This is a genomic window from Streptomyces sp. Edi2 (genome assembly GCF_040253635.1).
In the GTDB taxonomy this organism is placed as follows: Bacteria; Actinomycetota; Actinomycetes; order Streptomycetales; family Streptomycetaceae; genus Streptomyces.
Window position 1 is genome coordinate 1,933,784 of the sequence record NZ_JBEJGX010000003.1, and the last position, 18,788, is coordinate 1,952,571.

The 18,788-nt window shown below is 71.6% G+C and carries 17 protein-coding genes and 1 rRNA gene; 8 read left to right on the forward strand and 10 right to left on the reverse strand.

The annotated features are described in order from the left end of the window. Nucleotides 1-96: 96 nt before the first annotated feature. Genes ABR737_RS11980 through ABR737_RS11990 form a run of 3 tightly spaced genes read right to left on the reverse strand, consistent with a single transcriptional unit; the run spans nucleotide 97 to nucleotide 2,229 of the window. A complete protein-coding gene (locus ABR737_RS11980) occupies nucleotides 97-1,038 on the reverse strand; it encodes an NAD kinase (RefSeq protein ID WP_350250170.1) in 942 nt (313 codons plus the stop codon). Beyond that, nucleotides 1,035-1,850 (reverse strand): TlyA family RNA methyltransferase, encoded by an 816-nt coding sequence (locus ABR737_RS11985; protein WP_350250171.1) that lies wholly within the window; start codon nucleotides 1,848-1,850, stop codon nucleotides 1,035-1,037. Before ABR737_RS11985 ends, ABR737_RS11980 begins: the two co-directional genes overlap by 4 nt. A 7-nt stretch (nucleotides 1,851-1,857) precedes the next feature. Then, nucleotides 1,858-2,229, reverse strand: coding sequence for a hypothetical protein (locus ABR737_RS11990; RefSeq protein ID WP_350250172.1), 372 nt, complete (start codon nucleotides 2,227-2,229; stop codon nucleotides 1,858-1,860). 74 nt (nucleotides 2,230-2,303) lie between these two features. Here ABR737_RS11990 and ABR737_RS11995 point away from each other — a divergent pair, with 74 nt between their 5' ends. After that, on the forward strand, nucleotides 2,304-2,651 hold the full coding sequence (locus ABR737_RS11995) for an SCP2 sterol-binding domain-containing protein (protein WP_088797020.1): 348 nt from the start codon (nucleotides 2,304-2,306) through the stop codon (nucleotides 2,649-2,651). On the opposite strand, the gene ABR737_RS12000 is transcribed toward ABR737_RS11995, so the two are convergent. From ABR737_RS12000 to ABR737_RS12010, 3 genes are all read right to left on the reverse strand, one after another. Next, nucleotides 2,635-3,612: an ABC transporter ATP-binding protein gene (locus tag ABR737_RS12000; protein WP_350250173.1), complete on the reverse strand. Its 978-nt coding sequence runs from the start codon at nucleotides 3,610-3,612 to the stop codon at nucleotides 2,635-2,637. The two genes, ABR737_RS11995 and ABR737_RS12000, sit on opposite strands and share 17 nt — an antisense overlap. A gap of 67 nt (nucleotides 3,613-3,679) precedes the next feature. Further along, on the reverse strand, nucleotides 3,680-4,891 hold the full coding sequence (locus ABR737_RS12005) for a FecCD family ABC transporter permease (RefSeq protein WP_502964308.1): 1,212 nt from the start codon (nucleotides 4,889-4,891) through the stop codon (nucleotides 3,680-3,682). Further along, a complete protein-coding gene (locus ABR737_RS12010; RefSeq protein WP_350250175.1) occupies nucleotides 4,888-5,937 on the reverse strand; it encodes a FecCD family ABC transporter permease in 1,050 nt (349 codons plus the stop codon). The genes ABR737_RS12005 and ABR737_RS12010 overlap by 4 nt, the downstream gene beginning before the upstream one ends. A gap of 64 nt (nucleotides 5,938-6,001) precedes the next feature. Here ABR737_RS12010 and ABR737_RS12015 point away from each other — a divergent pair, with 64 nt between their 5' ends. Beyond that, nucleotides 6,002-7,030 carry an ABC transporter substrate-binding protein gene (locus ABR737_RS12015; RefSeq protein ID WP_350250176.1) on the forward strand — a complete coding sequence of 343 codons (1,029 nt, stop codon included), beginning with the start codon at nucleotides 6,002-6,004 and terminating at the stop codon, nucleotides 7,028-7,030. 150 nt (nucleotides 7,031-7,180) lie between these two features. After that, on the forward strand, nucleotides 7,181-8,095 hold the full coding sequence (locus ABR737_RS12020; RefSeq protein ID WP_350250177.1) for a siderophore-interacting protein: 915 nt from the start codon (nucleotides 7,181-7,183) through the stop codon (nucleotides 8,093-8,095). Between the two features lie 174 nt (nucleotides 8,096-8,269). Here ABR737_RS12020 and ABR737_RS12025 read toward each other — a convergent pair whose 3' ends face one another. Continuing rightward, nucleotides 8,270-9,304: an HAD-IIA family hydrolase gene (locus ABR737_RS12025; RefSeq protein ID WP_350250178.1), complete on the reverse strand. Its 1,035-nt coding sequence runs from the start codon at nucleotides 9,302-9,304 to the stop codon at nucleotides 8,270-8,272. 175 nt (nucleotides 9,305-9,479) lie between these two features. Between ABR737_RS12025 and ABR737_RS12030 the strand changes: the two genes are divergently transcribed. The 5 genes from ABR737_RS12030 to ABR737_RS12050 all read left to right on the forward strand — a co-directional run bounded on the left by ABR737_RS12030 (nucleotide 9,480) and on the right by ABR737_RS12050 (nucleotide 16,227). Then, nucleotides 9,480-10,745 (forward strand): DUF1015 family protein, encoded by a 1,266-nt coding sequence (locus ABR737_RS12030; protein WP_350250179.1) that lies wholly within the window; start codon nucleotides 9,480-9,482, stop codon nucleotides 10,743-10,745. Between the two features lie 158 nt (nucleotides 10,746-10,903). After that, nucleotides 10,904-12,475, forward strand: a complete 1,572-nt coding sequence (locus ABR737_RS12035) for a pyridoxal phosphate-dependent decarboxylase family protein (protein ID WP_350250180.1) — start codon at nucleotides 10,904-10,906, stop codon at nucleotides 12,473-12,475. Nucleotides 12,476-12,539: 64 nt separating this feature from the next. Continuing rightward, complete coding sequence (locus ABR737_RS12040; protein WP_350250181.1) at nucleotides 12,540-13,859, forward strand: lysine N(6)-hydroxylase/L-ornithine N(5)-oxygenase family protein; 1,320 nt, start codon at nucleotides 12,540-12,542, stop codon at nucleotides 13,857-13,859. Continuing rightward, entirely contained in the window at nucleotides 13,856-14,425 is a 570-nt protein-coding gene (locus ABR737_RS12045) for a GNAT family N-acetyltransferase (protein ID WP_350250182.1), read from the forward strand. The genes ABR737_RS12040 and ABR737_RS12045 overlap by 4 nt, the downstream gene beginning before the upstream one ends. Further along, complete coding sequence (locus ABR737_RS12050) at nucleotides 14,422-16,227, forward strand: IucA/IucC family protein (RefSeq protein ID WP_350250183.1); 1,806 nt, start codon at nucleotides 14,422-14,424, stop codon at nucleotides 16,225-16,227. Before ABR737_RS12045 ends, ABR737_RS12050 begins: the two co-directional genes overlap by 4 nt. 95 nt (nucleotides 16,228-16,322) lie before the next feature. Here the strand turns inward: ABR737_RS12050 and ABR737_RS12055 are convergent, their stop codons facing one another. The 3 genes from ABR737_RS12055 to rrf form a co-directional block, all read right to left on the reverse strand. Beyond that, nucleotides 16,323-17,147 (reverse strand): tetratricopeptide repeat protein, encoded by an 825-nt coding sequence (locus ABR737_RS12055; protein WP_350256758.1) that lies wholly within the window; start codon nucleotides 17,145-17,147, stop codon nucleotides 16,323-16,325. Next, on the reverse strand, nucleotides 17,084-18,388 hold the full coding sequence (locus ABR737_RS12060) for a hypothetical protein (protein ID WP_350257157.1): 1,305 nt from the start codon (nucleotides 18,386-18,388) through the stop codon (nucleotides 17,084-17,086). The genes ABR737_RS12055 and ABR737_RS12060 overlap by 64 nt, the downstream gene beginning before the upstream one ends. 225 nt (nucleotides 18,389-18,613) lie before the next feature. Next, a 5S ribosomal RNA gene (gene rrf, locus ABR737_RS12065) occupies nucleotides 18,614-18,730 on the reverse strand. Nucleotides 18,731-18,788 lie beyond the last annotated feature (58 nt).

Below are 18,788 nucleotides of genomic sequence, written 5' to 3' on the forward strand. Positions count from 1 at the left end.
TCCGCACCCCCAACCAAGGGCCGTACGGGGGCATTCCCGGCCGCGCCTGCCCCTGTTTCTCAGCGTCCGCACGCCCCCGCGTCCGCCGGGCACTTCCTAGTGCGGCGCTCCCCGCCACCCCGCCACCGGGAGCGCGAACTTGGCGACCAGACGGTCCGTGAAGGAGGCGTGATGCAGACGGGCCAGGCGTACGGGCACGGCGCCGCGGCGGACCTCGACCCGGGCGCCGGCCGGGAGTTCGGTGCTGCGGCGGCCGTCGCACCACAGGACGCCGTGCGGGGTCTTGGGCTGTACCTCGACCGCCAGGACGGAGCGCGGCGAGGTGACCAGCGGCTTGGCGAACAGGGCGTGGGCGCTGATCGGGACCATCAGCAGGGCCTCGACCTCGGGCCAGACCACCGGGCCGCCGGCCGAGAAGGCATAGGCGGTGGAGCCGGTCGGCGTCGCGCAGACCACCCCGTCGCCGCCGAAGCGCGAGACGGGCCGGCCGTCGACCTCGGTTACGACCTCCAGCATCCGCTCCCGGGCGGCCTTCTCCACCGACGCCTCGTTCAGGGCCCAATCGGTGTAGACGACACTGCCGTTGTTGCGGACGAGGACATCGAGCGTCATCCGCTCCTCGACCTCGTAGGCGCGGGTGACGACCCGGTCGACGACCTTGTCGAGGTCATCGCGTTCGGCCTCCGCGAGGAAGCCGACCCGGCCGAGGTTGACGCCGAGCATCGGGACACCGGACGTCCTGGAGAAGTCCGCACCACGCAGCAGCGTGCCGTCCCCGCCCAGGACCACCAGCAGTTCGCAGCCCTCGGCCGCGCACTGCTCCGACTCGACGCGCTCGACCGACGGCGGCAGCGGCAGGTCCGCGGCCTCCTCCGCCAGCACCCGCACTCCGATGCCGCAGCGCAGCAGCCCCTGGACGACGAGCTCGGCGCTGCGGATGGCCGCGGGGCGGCCGGTGTGGGCGAGCAGGAAGACCGTCCGCCCGGCTCCGGTGTTCCCGTGTGCTGCGCTGCCTTCAACTGCCTGGGTAGTGGTCAACGAGGCCCCTCCGCCACTGCACGGTCGACGTCCGCCGGGTCGAGTGCAGGCGCCCCGGCGCGGAGCCACAGAAAGTACTCGACATTCCCCGAGGGTCCGGGCAGCGGGCTCGCAGTTACGCCAAGTACGCCAAATTCCAGTTCCGCGGCCCGTTGCGCGACCGCCCGTACCGCGTCGGCGCGCAGCTCCGCGCTGCGCACCACCCCGCCGCTGCCCAGCCGCTCCTTGCCGACCTCGAACTGCGGCTTGACCATCAGCACCAGGTCCGCGTCGGGCGCCGCACAACGGGCCAGCGCGGGCAGGACGAGCCCCAGCGGAATGAACGAGAGATCGCCGACGACGAGATCGACGGGCCGGGAGTCGATCTGTTCGAGGGTCAGCTCGCGCACGTTGGTGCGGTCCTTCACGGTGACCCGCTCATCGCTCTGCAGCGACCAGGCGAGCTGTCCGTAGCCGACGTCGACGGCCACGACGTGCCCGGCACCGGCCCGCAGCAGGACATCGGTGAAGCCGCCGGTCGAGGCGCCCGCGTCCAGCGCCCGCCGGCCCTCGACCTTCAGGCCGAGCGGTACGAAGGCGGCGAGGGCGCCGGCGAGCTTGTGCCCGCCGCGCGAGACATAGTCCGGATCGCTCTCGTCCTCGCGTACGACCACGGCCGCGCTGGTCTCCACCTGGGTGGCCGGCTTGGTTGCGGTCGCCCCGCCGACGGTCACCCGGCCCGCGGCGATCAGCTGGCTCGCGTGCTCGCGGGAACGGGCCAGCTTGCGGCGCACCAGCTCCGCGTCGAGTCGGCGTCGTGCCACTCCTGCCACCTGTGGTTCAGCTCCTGTTGTCGTGCGTCGTGTCGCGCGTCGTCGGGGAAGGGGCGGGCGGCCCGGGGTGCTGGTCGAGACCGGCCAGCACATCGCGCAGCCCACGGTGCACATCCTCGTACACCTGCAGGTGTCCGCTCGCCGGGAGGTGGTCGGCATCGGCGAGGCGCCGCAGCGTGGTGTCGACCGCGGCGTCTCCGGTCGGGGTCGTCCCCACGCCGATCGGCTGGGGCTCGGCATCACCGGCCGGCGCGGCTGCCCCGGCTCCCGCGGCGCTCGCGCCCCCGTTGCCCTCCTGCTGTTCCCCGGACGGCACGGGCTCCGCCGCCGCGGCTGCCACGGGCGCCTCCGGCTCCGGGCCGGACATCGGCTCTTCCATGCCCCCGACGCTACCTTGGCGAAGGCTGACAAGGACGAACGAGCCGTCCCCGACCTGGCGTATCGTCGCTCACGATGGCAACCCTCGACCAGTGCCGCGCCGCTCTCGACCGGCTGGCCCAGAATCTGTCCTCGGCGGATGGCAACGTCCGGCGCGCGGCCGCGTTCGACCGTTCGCTCAGCTGCCGCATCACCGACCTCGATGTGACCTTCCTCGGGCGGCTGTCCGACGGCTCCATCCAGGAGGTGACCCATGTCCCCGGCCCGCCTCCGCACAAGGCCGAGATCCGCCTGTCCATGGCCGGCGACGATCTGGTCGCCCTGGTGGACGGCAAGCTGAACTTCGCCAAGGCCTGGGGCAGCGGTCGCGTCAAGCTGGAGGCCGGCCTGCGCGACCTGCTGCGCCTCAGGACGCTGCTGTAGTCGCCGCCTCGCCCTTCGCTTTCCCGGCGGCCGGGCTCCCGTCTGCCGGACTCTCGTCCTCCGGGCGTCCGTCAGCCGGAGCCCCGCCCGTCGCAGCAGCCCCGTCGGCCCGGACTCCGCCCTGCCCGTTGCGCGGCTTCCGCTCCGGGCCCCGGCCCGCTCCGCTCCCGCCGTGACGGGGCTTGCGTGCGGCCGGGACGACCAGGGGGGTGCCGGTCTCCGGGTCCTCGATGATCTGGCAGCTGAGCCCGAAGACCCGTTCCACCAGCTCCGCCGTGACGATGTCGCCCGGCGCGCCCTCGGCGAGGACAGCGCCGTCCTTCATGGCGATCAGATGGGTCGCGTAACGGGCCGCGTGGTTGAGGTCGTGCAGCACCGCGACCAGCGTCCGCCCCTGCTCCTCGTGCAGCTCGGCACACAGGTCCAGGACCTCGATCTGGTGTTGGATGTCCAGATAGGTCGTCGGCTCGTCGAGCAGGAACAACGGCGTCTGCTGGGCGAGCGCCATCGCGATCCACACCCGCTGCCGCTGCCCGCCGGACAGCTCGTCGACATAGCGGTCGGCCAGCTCGCCGACCCCGGTGGCCGCCATCGACTCCCGGACGATCCGCTCGTCGTCGGCCGACCACTGCCGCAGCAGCCCCTGGTGCGGATAGCGGCCGCGCGCCACCAGGTCCGCCACGGTGATCCCGTCGGGGGCGATGGAGGACTGCGGCAGCAGCCCCAGCGTCCTGGCGACCTTCTTGGCCGGCAGGGAGGAAATCGCGGAGCCGTCCAGCAGCACCGATCCCGAGGCCGGCTTGAGCATCCGCGAGAGCGCGCGCAGCAGGGTGGACTTCCCGCAGGCGTTCGGGCCGACGATGACCGTGAAGGAGTGGTCGGGGATGGCCACCGAGAGGTTCTCGGCGATCACCCGCTGGTCGTAGGCGAGGGTGACCTTCTCGGCCGTAAGACGGCTCACTTCGGAACTCCTGAGGTTGTCGTGTCTCTGCTGTTGCCCGGCGCGTCCGTCCGCCGCGCCCGCCGTCTCATATCCGGCCCGCCCTGCGCTCGGTGGCCAGCAGCCACAGCAGATAGCCACCGCCGAGGACACCGGTCAGCACGCCCACCGGCAGTTGGTCGGCGCCGAAGAGCCGCTGGGCGGCCCAGTCCGCGGCGACCAGCAGCACGGCACCCATGAGGGCGGACAGCAGCAGGTTGGGGCCGGGCAGGGGTGCGCCGCGCCCCGCGCCCTTGAGGAAGCGCGGGAGGGACAGCCGCCGGGCCAACTGGGGCGCGGTCAGCGCCACGAAGGAGATCGGCCCGGCCGCCGCGGTGGCGGCGGCGACGAGCACGACGGCCGCCAGCAGCGCGACGATACGGACCCGCTCGACCCGTACGCCCAGGGCGCTCGCGGCGTCGTCGCCCATCTCCAGCATGCGCAGCGGACGCCCGTGGAACAGCAGCAGCGGGACGAGGACGACGCAGACGGCGGCCAGCGGCCACAACTGGTCCCAGTCGCGGCCGTTGAGGGAACCGGTCATCCAGGTGGTGGCCCGGGTCGCGTCGACGATGTTCGCCTTGGTCAGGAGGTAGAGCACCATCGCGTAGAGCATCGCGCTGGCTCCGATGCCGACGAGCACGAAGCGGTAGCCGTGGATACCGCGCTTCCAGGCGAGCAGGAAGATGGCGACGCCGGTGATCACACCGCCGACGACCGCTCCGGCGGCGACCGCGAAGGTCCCGGCCTGGAAGTAGACGATGGCGACCAGCGCGCCGACGGACGATCCCTGGGCGAAACCGAGGACGTCCGGGCTGCCCAGCGGATTGCGCGAAACGGTCTGGAAGACCGCCCCGGCGATCCCGAACGCGGCGCCGACCAGCAGCCCCACCAGCACCCGCGGCAGCCGCAGGTCCTGCACGATGAACTCCTGTCCGGCATCGCCGCCGCCGGTCAGGGTGGCGATCACCTCGGCCGGGGTCATCGGGTAGTCGCCGGAGCCGATCAGGGCGATGGCGGCCGCCAGCGCGACGGCCAGCAGCACCAGCCCGGCCACCACGGCGGGCACGTCCAGGCGCACCGAGAGCCCGCCCCTGGTCCGCACCACCGTGCCCCGCCGGCCCGTCCCCGCCCGGCCGCGGGCGGCACCGGCCTCCGCCGCCGCCCCGGCGCTCTCCTCGCCACTCGGCCCGGCGCTCTCCTCGACGCGCTGCTCGTTGTTCTCCTCGGTGCCCTTCCCGGGCCGCACACTCGCGCTCACAGCTGGGCCATCCTCCGACGCCGTACGAGATAGATGAAGACCGGGCCGCCGACGACGGCCGTGACGATGCCGACCTGCAGCTCACCGGGCCGCGCCACCACCCTGCCGAGCACATCGGCGCCGAGCAGCAGGACCGGCGAGAGCACCGCGGAGTACGGCAGGATCCAGCGCATGTCGGGCCCGGTGATGGCCCGTACGACATGCGGAACCATCAAGCCCACATAGACGATCGGGCCGCAGGCGGCGGTCGCCCCGCCGCACAGCAGGGTGACCGAGAGCATCGCCAGTACCCGGGTGCGGGTCAGCCGGGCGCCCAGCGCCCGCGCCTGGTCGTCGCCGAGCGCAAGGGCGTTCAGCGGCCGGGCGAGCAGCAGCGCGAGGACACCCCCCACGGCGAGAAATGGCGCGATCTGGCCGACCGTCGGCAGGGTGGCCGAGGCCAGCGAACCCACCGTCCAGAAGCGCATCTTGTCCAGGGCCGCGGTGTCCATCAGATTGACGGCGTTGATGTAGCCGACGAGGACGGCGGTCAGCGCGGTGCCGGCGAGGGCGAGCCGTACGGGTGTGGCGCTGCGGGTGCCGCCGAGGACGTACACCGCCACGGAGACCACCGCGGCGCCGGCGAACGCGAACCACACATAGCCGGTCAGCGAGGTGACGCCGAAGAAGCTGATGGCGGAGACGACCGCGGCCGAGGCGCCGGCGTTGATGCCGAGAACTCCCGGGTCCGCCAGGGGATTGCGGGTCAGCGCCTGCATGACCGTGCCGGCCAGGCCGAGCGCGGCCCCGATGATCAGGCCGAGCAGGGTGCGGGGGAAGCGGACGTCGCGGATGACCACGTCGGTGTCCGAGCCGGAGTAGTGGAACACCCCGTGCCACACCTGGTCGAGGGGGATCTGTTTCGCGCCGACGGCGATGCCCAGGACGGCGATCACGGCCAGTACGGCAAGGGAGGCCACCAGCCCCGCGGAGCGCAGGAGATGCCGTCTCCTGGGGGTCACGGGGGCCGGGGCCGCTGCTGCTTCGGGGGGACTGTCAACCAACACGATAGTTAGGTTAGCCTACCCTCACATTGACTAGCTGCCCCTCCCAGAGAGAAGCACAGCCATCATGAGCACCTCCCGTAGCGTCACCCCGTCCCGTCGCGGCATCCTGGCCGCGGGCGGTGCCCTCGGCATCGGCGCCCTGCTTGCCGCGTGCGGCGGGGGCAAGGACTCGGGCGGCACCAACAGCGGCGCAAAGACGGGCCCTTGGTCGTTCACCGACGACCGTAAGCAGAAAGTCTCCCTGAGGAACACCCCCCAGCGCATCGTCGCCTTCACCGGCACCGCGGCCGCCCTGCACGACTTCGGGATCGACGACCAGATCGTCGGTGTCTTCGGCCCCACCAAGCTCAAGAACGGCAAGGCCGACCCGCAGGCCGGTGACCTGGACGTCGACAAGGTCACCATCATCGGCAACGCCTACAACCAGTTCAACGTCGAGAAGTACGCGGCACTGCGCCCCGATCTGCTGGTCACCAACATGTACGAGCCGGGCGCGCTGTGGTTCGTGCCGGACGACAGCAAGGACAAGATCACCAAGCTCGCCGAGTCCGTCGCCATCACCTCCTCCCGCGTCCCACTCATCAAGATCATCGAGCGTTATGCCGAGCTGGCCGGGTCACTCGGCGCCGATCTGAAGGCCAAGAAGGTCACCGACGCCAAGGCCCGCTTCGAGAAGGCCTCCGAGGCGCTGCGCAAGGCCGCCACGTCGCACCCGGTCAAGGTGCTCGCCTGCTCCGGCAGCCCCGACCTCTTCTACGCCTCCAACCCCGGCATCAACGCCGACCTCATGTACTACAAGTCCCTCGGCGTGGATCTGATCGTCCCCGACCACCTGGACAAGGGCGGCTACTTCGAGAGCCTGAGCTGGGAGAACGCCGACAAGTACCGGGCCGACGTGCTCCTGCTGGACAACCGGACCGCGACCCTCCAGCCCAAGGACCTGGCCGCCAAGCCCTCCTGGTCCAAGCTGCCCGCCGTCAAGGCCGGCCAGATCACCCCCTGGTCGAGCGAGCCGCGCTTCTCCTACGCGGGCGCCGCGCCGCTCATCGAATCGCTCGCCAAGGCGATCGAGGGCGCCAAGAAGGCCAACTGACCCGCGGCCGCGGCGCTCGGCGGCCGCCCGGCCGGAGCCGCCCGCCGGCCGGCGGGCCCGTCCTAGACGTCGCGGCTGCCTCGCGGCGCCCGGCCACGCACGCCCGCCGCGGCCTCACCCGCCCCCACCACCGTTCCGGGAGGTTCCCGTATGACCACGACCGTCGCCCCGTCCACCGCACCGTTCCGCTTCTTCGATGTGCACGTCGTCCGGTCCCAACGGCTGAGCCCCTCCATGGTGCGGATCACCTTCGGCGGCGAACGGTTCGCGGAGCTGGCCTCCGGCGGTCGCGACCAGCGCTTCAAGCTCTTCCTCCCGCAGCCCCACCAGGACCGGCCGGTCTTCGATGACACCGGCGACGGCTGGTACACCGCCTGGCGGGCGCAGGATCCGGCCGAGCGTGCGGTGATGCGCTCGTACACGATCCGCGAACAGCGCCACGATCCGGCGGAGTTCGACGTCGACTTCGCGCTGCACGGCGCCGGTCCCGACACCGCCGCCACGGCGGGCGGCCCCGCCTCCCGCTGGGCCGCCCGGGCCCGGCCCGGCGACCGGCTGACCGTCCTCGCCCCGGCCGTCGAGGACAACGGCGGCGTCGACTTCCGGCCGCCGGCCGGCACCGACTGGATTCTGCTGACCGGCGACGAGACGGCGCTGCCCGCGATCGCCGGCATCCTGTCCTGGCTCTCCCCCGGCACCCGGGCCGAGGTCTGGATCGAGATCGCGCACGAGAACGACCGGCAGCGCCTCTCGACCTTTGCCGATGCCGACATCCGCTGGCTCGTCCGGGACGAGGCGACCGCCGCGCGCAGCGAGCCGGTGCTCGACGCGCTGCGCGCCGCCGAGCTGCCCGACGGCGTCCCGTACGCCTGGATCGCCGGCGAGGCCGGGACCGTCAAGGCGGTGCGCAGGCACCTCGTCCGCGAGCGCGGCATCGACCGCAGGGCGGTGAAGTTCACCGGCTACTGGCGCCGCGGCGCCACCGAGGAGGATCTGATCGCGGAGCTGACCGCCGCGGCCGCGGCGACGACGACGGCGGCGGCGGCGGCGGCCGAGGCGAACTGACGGCGACGACTGAGGGCGGGTCCTGAGGGTGGGGCCTGAGGGTGGGGCCTGAGGGTGGGGCCTGAGGAGGAAATGACGGCGAGGGCCGACGGCGGGAACCGGCGGCGAGGGCCGGCGAACCCGCCAGGGGCGCGAGACGAAAGACCCGGGCCGCCGCACGGCCCGGGCCCCGCCTCACTTCCCGATCCTCCCGATCCGCCCCAGCGCCTTCCCCGCGTCCGCCCCGCAACTGCCGTCCCCGGCAGCCGTCCAGGCCGCCGCGCACAGCGCCCGCAGCCCGTCCAGCGGCGTCCCCTCTCCCGTCACGGCCAGCGCGTCACCGGCCACCTCGGCCCGCCAGCCGCCGCACCGGAACCCGCCGCCGTCCGTGGTCACCTCCGGCTGTGGTGTCAGCAGGCCGCGCAGATCCTCGTCCACATACGCGGGACGGTGTTGCGGCGGGGCGGCCAGCAACTCGGCGGGGGTGGTGACGCCGGTGAGCACCAGCAGCGAGTCGACCTCGCCGCGAGTGGCACCCTCGATGTCGGTGTCGAGCCGGTCGCCGATCACCAACGGCCGCTGCGCACCGGTGCGCAGCACCGTCTCCCGGTGCATCGGCGGCTGCGGCTTGCCCGCCACCTGCGGCGAGCCGCCCGCGGCGGTCCGCACCACCTCCACCAACGCACCGTTGCCGGGGGCGATCCCGCGTTCCTTGGGGATCGTCAGATCGGTGTTGGACGCGAACCACGGCACCCCGCGCTGCACCGCGTACGCGGCCTCCGCCAGCCGCTCCCAGTCCAGCGTGGGGTCAAAGCCCTGCACCACCGCCGCCGGGTCGTCGTCCGCGGAGCTGACCGGTTCGAGACCGCGCTCGCGCAGCGCCACCCACAGCCCCTCGCCACCGACGGCCAGCACCCGCGCGCCCGCCGGCACCTGCTCGGAGATCAGCCGCGCCACCGCCTGCGCCGACGTGATCACATCCGCCGGGCCGGTCGGCAGCCCGAAACCGGACAACTGGTCGGCAACGGCCTGCGGGGTCCGCGCGGCATTATTGGTCACATAGGCGAGGTGCATCCCGCCGTCCCGTGCGTGCGTCAGCGACTCCACGGCATGGGCGATGGCCTGCCCGCCGGCGTAGACGACCCCGTCCAGATCCAGCAGCGCCGTGTCGTACGCCTCGCTCAGCGGGCGCCGGCACCCGTCGGGCCGCCTGCGAATCTGCTCGTTCATGCCGTCTCGCTCCTCGCTCCCGCACACCGCACGAGGAGATCCGCCGGGGCATCGGGCGGGCGCTCGCCGCGCCGCCGGATACACCGTTTCTCCCCTCGCGCCTACCGATATTTCCAGCCACGCACGGGCTGTCCCCCGATCTTCCCTCATCGGCCCGGCGGCATAGCATTCTTCAATGACCAGTACCGACGGCCTCCGCCTCCTCCCGTTCCGCGGGCTGCGATACGACCGCGACCGGGTCAGCAGCCTGACCGCTGTGATGTCCCCGCCGTACGACGTGGTGGTGCGGCCGGATGGCGTGCGCCACCTGGAGACCGCCGACCCGTACAACATCGTCCGGCTGATCCTGCCGCACGCCGCGGACCCCACCACCCGCCACCGCCAGGCCGCCGACACCCTGCGCCGCTGGCGCGCCGAGGGCGTGCTGAGGCAGGACGCCGAGCCCGCGCTGTACGTCTACGAGCAGCGCTCCGGCGAGGTGCTGCAGCGCGGACTGATCGGGGCGCTGGGCCTGGACGGCCCGGTGCTGCCGCACGAGGGCGTCATCCCGGAGGTGGTCGAGGACCGGGCCGCCCTGATGCGCGCGGCGGCGGCCAACTTCGAGCCGCTGCTGCTCTCCTACCGCGGCCAGGGCACCGCGACCGGCGCCGCCGCGGTCATCGAGCGCACGGTGGAGCGCGACCCGCTGCTGGCCACCACCACCGAGGACGGCTTCGCGCACCGCCTGTGGGCGGTCACCGACCCCGCCGATCTCACCGCCGTCGACGACGATCTCACCTGCCGGCAGGCGCTGATCGCCGACGGCCACCACCGCTGGGCGACCTATCAACGGCTGTACGAGCAGCAGCCCGGCGCCACCGCCGCCTCGCCCTGGGCGTCCGGCCTGGTGCTGCTGGTGGACACCGCCCGCTACCCGCTCCAGGTCCGCGCGATCCACCGCGTACTGCCGCATCTGCCGCCCGCCAAGGCGCTGGCGGATCTGGCCGGCGCCTTCCGGGCCCGCACCCTGCCGGGCGAGCTGTCCGCCGCCCTGGAGGCACTGGAGGAGACACCCGGCACCGCCTTCGTCCTCGCCGGCGGGCCGGACTCCTTCCACCTCCTGGACCGTCCCGACCCCTCCCTGCTGGACCGTACGATCCGCCGGGACCGGCCCGAGGCCTGGCGGCAGCTGGACGCCACGGTGCTGCACTCCGTCCTGCTGGACGAGGTCTGGCACATCCCCGACCACCCGTCGGACATCAGCTATCTGCATCACACCGCGGCCGCCGTCGAACAGGCCGCCCGGCACGGCGGCACCGCGGTCCTGATGCGCGCCACCTCCGAGGAGACGGTCCGTCAACTCGCCGAGCACGGCGTGACGATGCCGCGGAAGTCCACCTCGTTCGGCCCCAAGCCCGCCACGGGTCTGGTCCTGCGCGTCCTGGAGGACCACCGGAACTGAATCCTCCGGGCGCCGCCCTCCACGGCACCTCCCATCCCTCCCGAGGCGGAATTAGGTTAGCCTTACCTAACCACGTCGCACGGGCGGGTCTCCCTGCCCCTGCGCGCACCTCAGCCTGCGCTGGACGTGGTCAAGTCCGCACCAGGGAGGACACCTTCATGGATCTCCTCGCGCGCCCCGCCGAGGACCCGGCCGACAGCCGGACATACCTGCTCAACGAGAAGACGGCCCAGCGCTACCACAGCGCGGTCACCGAGAGCGTCACACGGATCGGCGCCAAAATCGCCGGCACCACCCGCCCGTTCACCGGCATCACCGTCGACGACCTCACCCCCGCCGTCATGGGCGTCGACCTCGACGCACCACTGCACGACGCGGCCGCCGCACTCGACGAGCTCGAAGAGGTCTACCTCCGCGACGCCGTCTACTTCCACCACCCGCGCTACCTGGCGCACCTCAACTGCCCCGTGGTGATCCCCGCCCTCGTCGGCGAGGCCGTGCTCTCCGCCGTCAACTCCTCCCTGGACACCTGGGACCAGAGCGCCGGCGGCACCCTCATCGAGCGCCGGCTCATCGACTGGACGGCCGAGCGGATCGGCCTGGGCGAAGCGGCCGACGGGATCTTCACCAGCGGCGGCAGCCAGTCCAACCTCCAGGCCATGCTGCTCGCCCGTGACGAGGCCTGCCGCCGCGCGCTGGCCGCCGACCGCGCACCGTCCCCCGACCTCTCCACTCCGTTCGAGCAGGGGGGACCCCCGGCCGCCCGTCGCACGGACGTCCTGCCCCGGCTGCGGATCCTCACGTCCGAGGCGGGCCACTTCAGCATCCGCAAGTCGGCCACCCTGCTCGGCATGGGCGCGGAGGCCGTCATCACCGTCCCCACCGACGAGCACAAGCGGATGCGCACCGACAGCCTGGCCGCGGAACTGGCGCGCTGCCACCGCGACGGCCTGATACCCATGGCCGTCGTGGCCACCGCGGGCACCACCGACTTCGGCTCCATCGACCCGCTCCCCGAGATCGCCGGCCTGTGCGCCGGTTACGGCGCCTGGATGCATGTCGACGCCGCCTACGGCTGCGGCCTGCTGGTCTCCCGCCGCCGCGCACTGCTGACCGGCATCGAGCGCGCCGACTCGGTGACCGTCGACTACCACAAGTCCTTCTTCCAGCCGGTCAGTTCGAGCGCCGTCCTGGTCCGCGACCGCGCCACGCTGCAGCACGTCACCTACCACGCGGACTACCTCAATCCGCGCCGGATGGCGGAGGCGCGCATCCCCAACCAGGTCGACAAGTCGATCCAGACGACCCGCCGCTTCGACGCCCTCAAGCTCTGGCTCACCCTGCGCATCATGGGCGCCCGCGCCGTCGGGGAGCTCTTCGACGAGGTCATCGACCGCGCCGCGGAGGCCTGGAAACTCCTCCACGACGACCCCCGCTTCTCCGTCGTCGTCGAGCCCCGGCTGAGCACCCTGGTCTTCCGCTACGTCCCCGGCACCGACCAGGACCCCGAACTCGGCGACCGGGTCAATCTGCACGCCCGCGAGGCCCTGGCCGCCTCCGGCGAGGCGATCGTCGCGGGCACCGTCGTCGACGGCCGCCACCACCTCAAGTTCACGCTGCTCAACCCGGAGACCACGTTGGAGGACATCGCCACCGTCCTCGACCTGATCGCCGAACACGCCGGCAGCTTCCTCGCCGGGCAGCCCCGCCCGGCGCTCAGCGCGCGCTGACCCTCCCCACGGCAGACCGCCACTGCAGACCTCCCCACCGCAGACCTCCCCCATCGGAGACCTCGTGTCCGCCCCTTACGACTTCATCGCCATCGGCCTCGGCCCGTTCAACCTGGGCCTGGCCTGTCTGACCGAGCCGATCGACGGACTCGACGGCCTGTTCCTGGACGACAAACCGTCCTTCGACTGGCACCCCGGCATGATGCTGGACAGCAGCCACCTCCAGGTGCCGTTCCTGGCCGACCTGGTCACCCTCGCCGACCCCACCTCGTCCTTCTCGTTCCTGAACTACCTCAAGGAATCGGGGCGGCTGTACCCGTTCTACATCCGCGAGAGCTTCTATCCGCTGCGCGCCGAGTTCAACGACTACTGCCGCTGGGCGGCCGGAAAACTGGACAACGTCCGCTTCGCCCACCGGGTCGCCCGCGTCGAGTACGACCAGGGCGCCGAGCTGTACGTCGTCCATACCGACCACCTGCCCACCGGCGAGCGCACCACCCACCGCGCCCGCAAGCTCGTCCTGGGCACCGGCACCCCGCCCTACCTCCCCGACGCCTGCCAGGGCCTGGGCGGCGACCTGCTGCACAACGCCGGCTACCTGGACGCCAAGCCCGCCCTCCAGGCCAAGGAGAGCATCACCCTCATCGGCAGCGGCCAGAGCGCCGCGGAGATCTACTACGACCTCCTCCAGGACATCGACAGCCACGGCTACCACCTGACCTGGGCCACCCGCTCCCCGCGCTTCTTCCCCCTCGAATACACCAAGCTCACGCTGGAGATGACCTCACCGGAGTACGTGGACTACTTCCACGCCCTCCCGCCGGACACCCGCGACCACCTCAACGCCACCCAGAAACACCTCTACAAGGGCATCGACTCGGCCCTGATCAACGACATCTTCGACCTGCTCTACCAGAAGAACCTGGCCGGCCCCGTCCAAACCCGGCTGCTCACCAACACCGCGCTGCACCAGGCCGTTTACGACGAGGCGAGCGGCACCTACACCCTCGGCCTGCGCCAGGAGGAACAGGGCGCCGACTTCACCCTCGACACCCAGGGCCTGATCCTCGCCACCGGCTACCGCTACCGCGTACCGGACTTCCTCGCCCCCGTCCACGACCGGATCGCCTGGGACGACGCCGGCCGCTACGACGTGGCGCGCAACTACAGCATCGACACCACCGGCCACGGCATCTACGTGCAGAACGCCGAGCTGCACACCCATGGCTTCGTCACCCCCGACCTCGGCATGGCCGCGTACCGCAATGCCTGCATCATCCGCGAACTGCTCGGCCGCGAGTACTACCCGGTCGAAAAGGCCATCGCCTTCCAGGAATTCGCCGCCCCGGCCGGCCCGCACCACCTCATGGAGGCCCCGGCATGAGCGCTCCGCTCTTCACCCGTACCGACCCCGCACTGGGGGAGTTCTCCGTGCGCCCGGTCGACCCGTCCGCCGACGCCGAGCTGCTGCACGGCTGGGTCACCCACCCCAAGGCCGTGTTCTGGCTGATGCAGGAGTGCGACCTCGCCGCGGTCGAGAAGGAGTTCCTGCGGATAGCCGCCGACCCCTTCCACGACGCCTTCCTCGGCCTGCACAACGGCACCCCGGCCTTCCTGATGGAGCGCTACGACCCCGCCCACCGGGAGCTGGTCGGCATCCACGCCGCCGCACCGGGCGACGTCGGCATGCACTTCCTGTCGGCCCCCACCGACACCCCCGTGCACGGCTTCACCCGGGCCGTCATCACCACCGTCATGGAGATGCTCTTCGCCGACCCGGCGACCCGCCGGGTGGTCGTCGAACCCGACGCCGGCAACACCGCCGTGCACGCCCTCAACAAGGCCGTCGGCTTCGAGATCCAGCGCACCGTCTCGCTCCCCTCCAAAGACGCGTACCTCAGCACCTGCACCCGCGAACAGTTCCTGGCCACCAGAGGAGACCACCGATGACCGCCGGCAACGGGCCGACCGCCCAGGACGCCGTCGCCCACCTCACCCCCGCGCTGTGGGCCCGCGCCAACCGCCTGCTGATCCGCAAGGGGCTCGCCGAGTTCGCCCATGAGCGGCTGCTCACCCCCCGGCGCCTGCCGCAGGACGACCACTACACCGTACGCAGCGACGACGGCACCACCGTCTACCGCTTCGCCGCCCGCCGGCAGGCGCTGGACCACTGGCAGGTCGACGCCGACAGCATCACCCGCCACCGCGACGGCACCGAACTCCCCCTGGACGCCCTGGAGTTCTTCATCGAACTGCGTGACGCCCTGGGCCTCGGCGAGGACATCCTGCCGGTCTATCTGGAGGAGATCAGCTCCACCCTGTCCGGCACCGCCTACAAACTGGCCGCCGGCCTGCCCAGCGCCGCCGAGCTCGCGAAGTCGCCGTTCCAGGCCATCGAGACCGGCATGACCGAGGGCCACCCCTGCTTCGTCGCCAACAACGGCCGCCTCGGCTTCGGCATCCACGAGTACCACGCCTACGCCCCGGAGACCGCGAGCCCGCTCCGGCTGATCTGGCTCGCCGCCCACCGCGACCACGCCACCTTCACCGCCGGTGCCGGTCTCGACTACGACACCCTCATACGCGACGAACTCGACGACACCACCCGCACCCGCTTCACCAGCACCCTCACGGGCCTCGGTCTCGACCCCAACGACTACTACTTCTTCCCCGCCCACCCCTGGCAGTGGTGGAACAAGCTCTCCGTCACCTTCGCCGCCGAGGTCGCCCAGCAGCGCCTGGTGTGCCTGGGCCCCGGCGACGACGACTACCTCGCCCAGCAGTCCATCCGCACCTTCTTCAACACCACCAGCCCCGCCAAGCACTACGTCAAAACGGCCCTCTCCGTCCTCAACATGGGCTTCATGCGCGGCCTGTCCGCCTCGTACATGGAAGCCACCCCGGCCATCAACGACTGGCTCGCCCGCCTGATCGCCGCCGACGACACCTTCCGGGCCGCCCGCTTCTCGATCATCCGCGAGCGCGCCGCCATCGGCTACCACCACCGCCAGTACGAGGCCGCCACCGCCAAGGGCTCCCCGTATCTGAAAATGCTCGCCGCCCTGTGGCGCGAAAGCCCGGTACCCACCGTCGAACCCGGTCAGCGGCTGGCCACCATGGCCTCGTTGCTGCACCTCGACGACGAGGGCGGCTCGTTCGCCGCCGCCCTGATCGAGGAGTCCGGCCTGGAGTCCGCCGTCTGGCTCCGCCGCTACCTGGACGCGTACCTCACCCCCGTCCTGCACGCCTTCTACGCCTACGACCTGGTCTTCATGCCGCACGGCGAGAACGCCATCCTGGTCATCGAGGACGGCGCCGTGGACCGCGTGATCTTCAAGGACATCGCGGAGGAGATCGCCGTCATGGACCCGCACGCGGTCCTGCCCCCGGCCGTCGAACGCATCCGCGCCGACGTCCCCGAGGACAAGAAACTCCTCTCCGTCTTCACCGACGTCTTCGACTGCTTCTTCCGCTTCCTGAGCGGCACCCTCGCCGACCGCGGCATCCTCGACGAGGACACCTTCTGGCGCACCGTCGCCGCATGCGTCACCGACTACCAGGCCACGGCTCCTCACCTGGCCGACAAGTTCCGGCAGTACGACATGTTCACCGAAGAGTTCGCCCTCTCCTGCCTCAACCGCCTCCAACTGCGCAACAACCAGCAGATGGTCGACCTCCAGGACCCGGCCGGCGCCCTCCAGCTCATCGGCACCCTCCGCAACCCCCTCGCCCCCTACGCACCAGCCCCCTGACCCACACCACACAAGCAGAAGGGCGGGCCCCCACACGGGGACCCGCCCTTCTCCTTACCTCAGCTCCTCAACTCCTCAGGAACTGACCAGCCGGCTCAGCCCTTCGCCGGCCCCTCATCGTCCCGTGCACCCTCGGCGTCCCGTGCGCCTTCGCCATCCTCCCGGTCGGCGTCCCGTGCACCTTCGCCGTCCTCCCGTGCGCCATCGCTCTCGGCCGCCTCATCCATCTCGTCGGCGTCCTCCTCCAGCGCATCGGTGAACTCCACCCCGTCCAGCTCGGCGAGCCGGTCCGAAGCATCCGTCGTGCCGCCCTGGTCGGCCTCCAGCGCCCTGGCGAACCAGTCGCGCGCCTCGTCCTCGCGCCCGACCGCCAACAGCGCATCCGCGTACGCGTACCGCAGCCGCGCCGTCCACGGGTGCACCGCACTCGACGCCAGCTCCGGGCTCTGCAGCGTCACCACCGCGGCGTCCGCCTGCCCCATGTCCCGCCGGGCACCCGCCGCGACCAGCCGCATCTCGACCTGTCCGGCCCGGTCCAGCTTCTGGACCTCGGGCTCACCGGCCATGGCCATCGCCTTCTCCGGCCGCCCCAGACCGCGCTCACAGTCCGCCATGACGGGCCACAGCTCCACGCTGCCGGTCATCCGCCGTGCCGCCCGGAACTCCGCCAGCGCCTCGCTGTACTTGCCGACCGCGTACGCCGCAAAGCCCGCGGCCTCCCGCACGGCCGCAACCCTGGACGCCAGCCGCAGCGCCACCCGCGAGTACCCGTACGCCTTCTCCGGTTCCTCGTCCAGCAGCTTCGCCACCATCACCAGGTTCTTGGCAACATCGTCGGCGAGCGTCTTCGGCAGACTCAGCAGCTCCTGACGCACATCCTTGTCGATCTCGTCACCGGTGACATCCTCCGGAATCGGCAGCCGCTTGATCGGCTCCCGGTCCCGGTCCCGCCGGTCATCGCGCCGGTCATCCCGGCGGTCATCCCGCCCACGCCCCGCGCCATACGGCCGACGCCCACGCTCGTCATCCCTACGGAACCCACCACGGTCGTCCCGCCGCGGCCCACGGTCATCCCGCCGGTCGCCCCCGCGGTACCCACCGCGGTCACCACCGGACGGACGGTCATCACGACGGAAACCACCACGGTCCCCACCGCGATCATCCCGCCGGTCACCACCGCGGAAGCCACCACGGTCACCACCCGACGGACGATCATCGCGACGGAAACCACCACGGTCCCCGCCACGGTCATCACGGCGGAACCCCCCGCGGTCGCCGCCGCGGTCGTCCCGACGATCGTCACGCCGGAACCCGCCTCGGTCGCCGCCCCGGTCGTCCCGCCGGTCGCCTCCGCGGAAGCCGCCCCGGTCGCCGCCCGACGGGCGGTCATCACGCCGGAAACCACCACGGTCCCCGCCACGGTCGTCACGACGGTCACCACCGGACGGGCGGTCATCGCGACGGAACCCACCGCGGTCGCCACCCGACGGACGATCATCACGCCGGTCGTCCCTGCGGAACCCACCACGGTCATCACGACGGTCACCACCGGACGGGCGGTCATCGCGACGGAACCCACCGCGGTCACCACCCGACGGACGATCATCACGACGGAAACCACCACGGTCCCCGCCACGATCATCACGACGGTCACCAGCACGGAACCCACCACGATCGCCACCCGACGGACGATCATCACGACGGAAACCACCACGGTCCCCGCCACGGTCGTCACGACGGTCACCACCGGACGGGCGGTCATCGCGACGGAACCCACCGCGGTCGCCACCCGACGGACGATCATCACGCCGGTCGTCCCTGCGGAACCCACCACGCTCGCCGCCACGGTCATCGCGCCGGTCGCCACCACGGAATCCCCCGCGGTCACCACCCGAGGGCCGATCGTCACGACGGAAGCCGGGCCGGTCGCCACCCCGCTCATCGCGCCGGAATCCGCCGCCACGCTCATCGTCGCGACGAGGCCCACGCGGCCTGTCGTCCCGACGGTCGCCTCCGCGGAATCCGCCACGGTCGCCGCCCGACGGACGGTCATCACGACGGAACCCACCGCGGTCCCCGCCACGGTCGTCACGACGGTCAGCACCGGACGGACGGTCGTCCCGCCGGTAACCCCCGCGGTCGCCGCCGCGGTTGTCGCCACGCGGCCCCCGGTCGTCACGCCGGAAACCACCGCGGTCGCCGTCGTCGCGCCGCTGCGGCCGGCGCTCCGAACGATCGTCGGAAGAGTTGGTGGACATCGACGTGACTCCTGTCTTCGGTACTGCATTCATTCTCACGCACCGATGACTTCGGCGCGCTTCGGCATAAAAACAAAAAGGACCCTTGGTCCCAGCGTGAACGCTGGGACCAAGGGTCCTGAAAGATTGTTCGGCGGCGTCCTACTCTCCCACAGGGTCCCCCCTGCAGTACCATCGGCGCGGAAAGGCTTAGCTTCCGGGTTCGGAATGTAACCGGGCGTTTCCCTAACGCTATGACCACCGAAACCCTATCGGGTTCTAGCGAACAAGCACACTCTTCAGTTAATTGAAGTGAAACTTGGT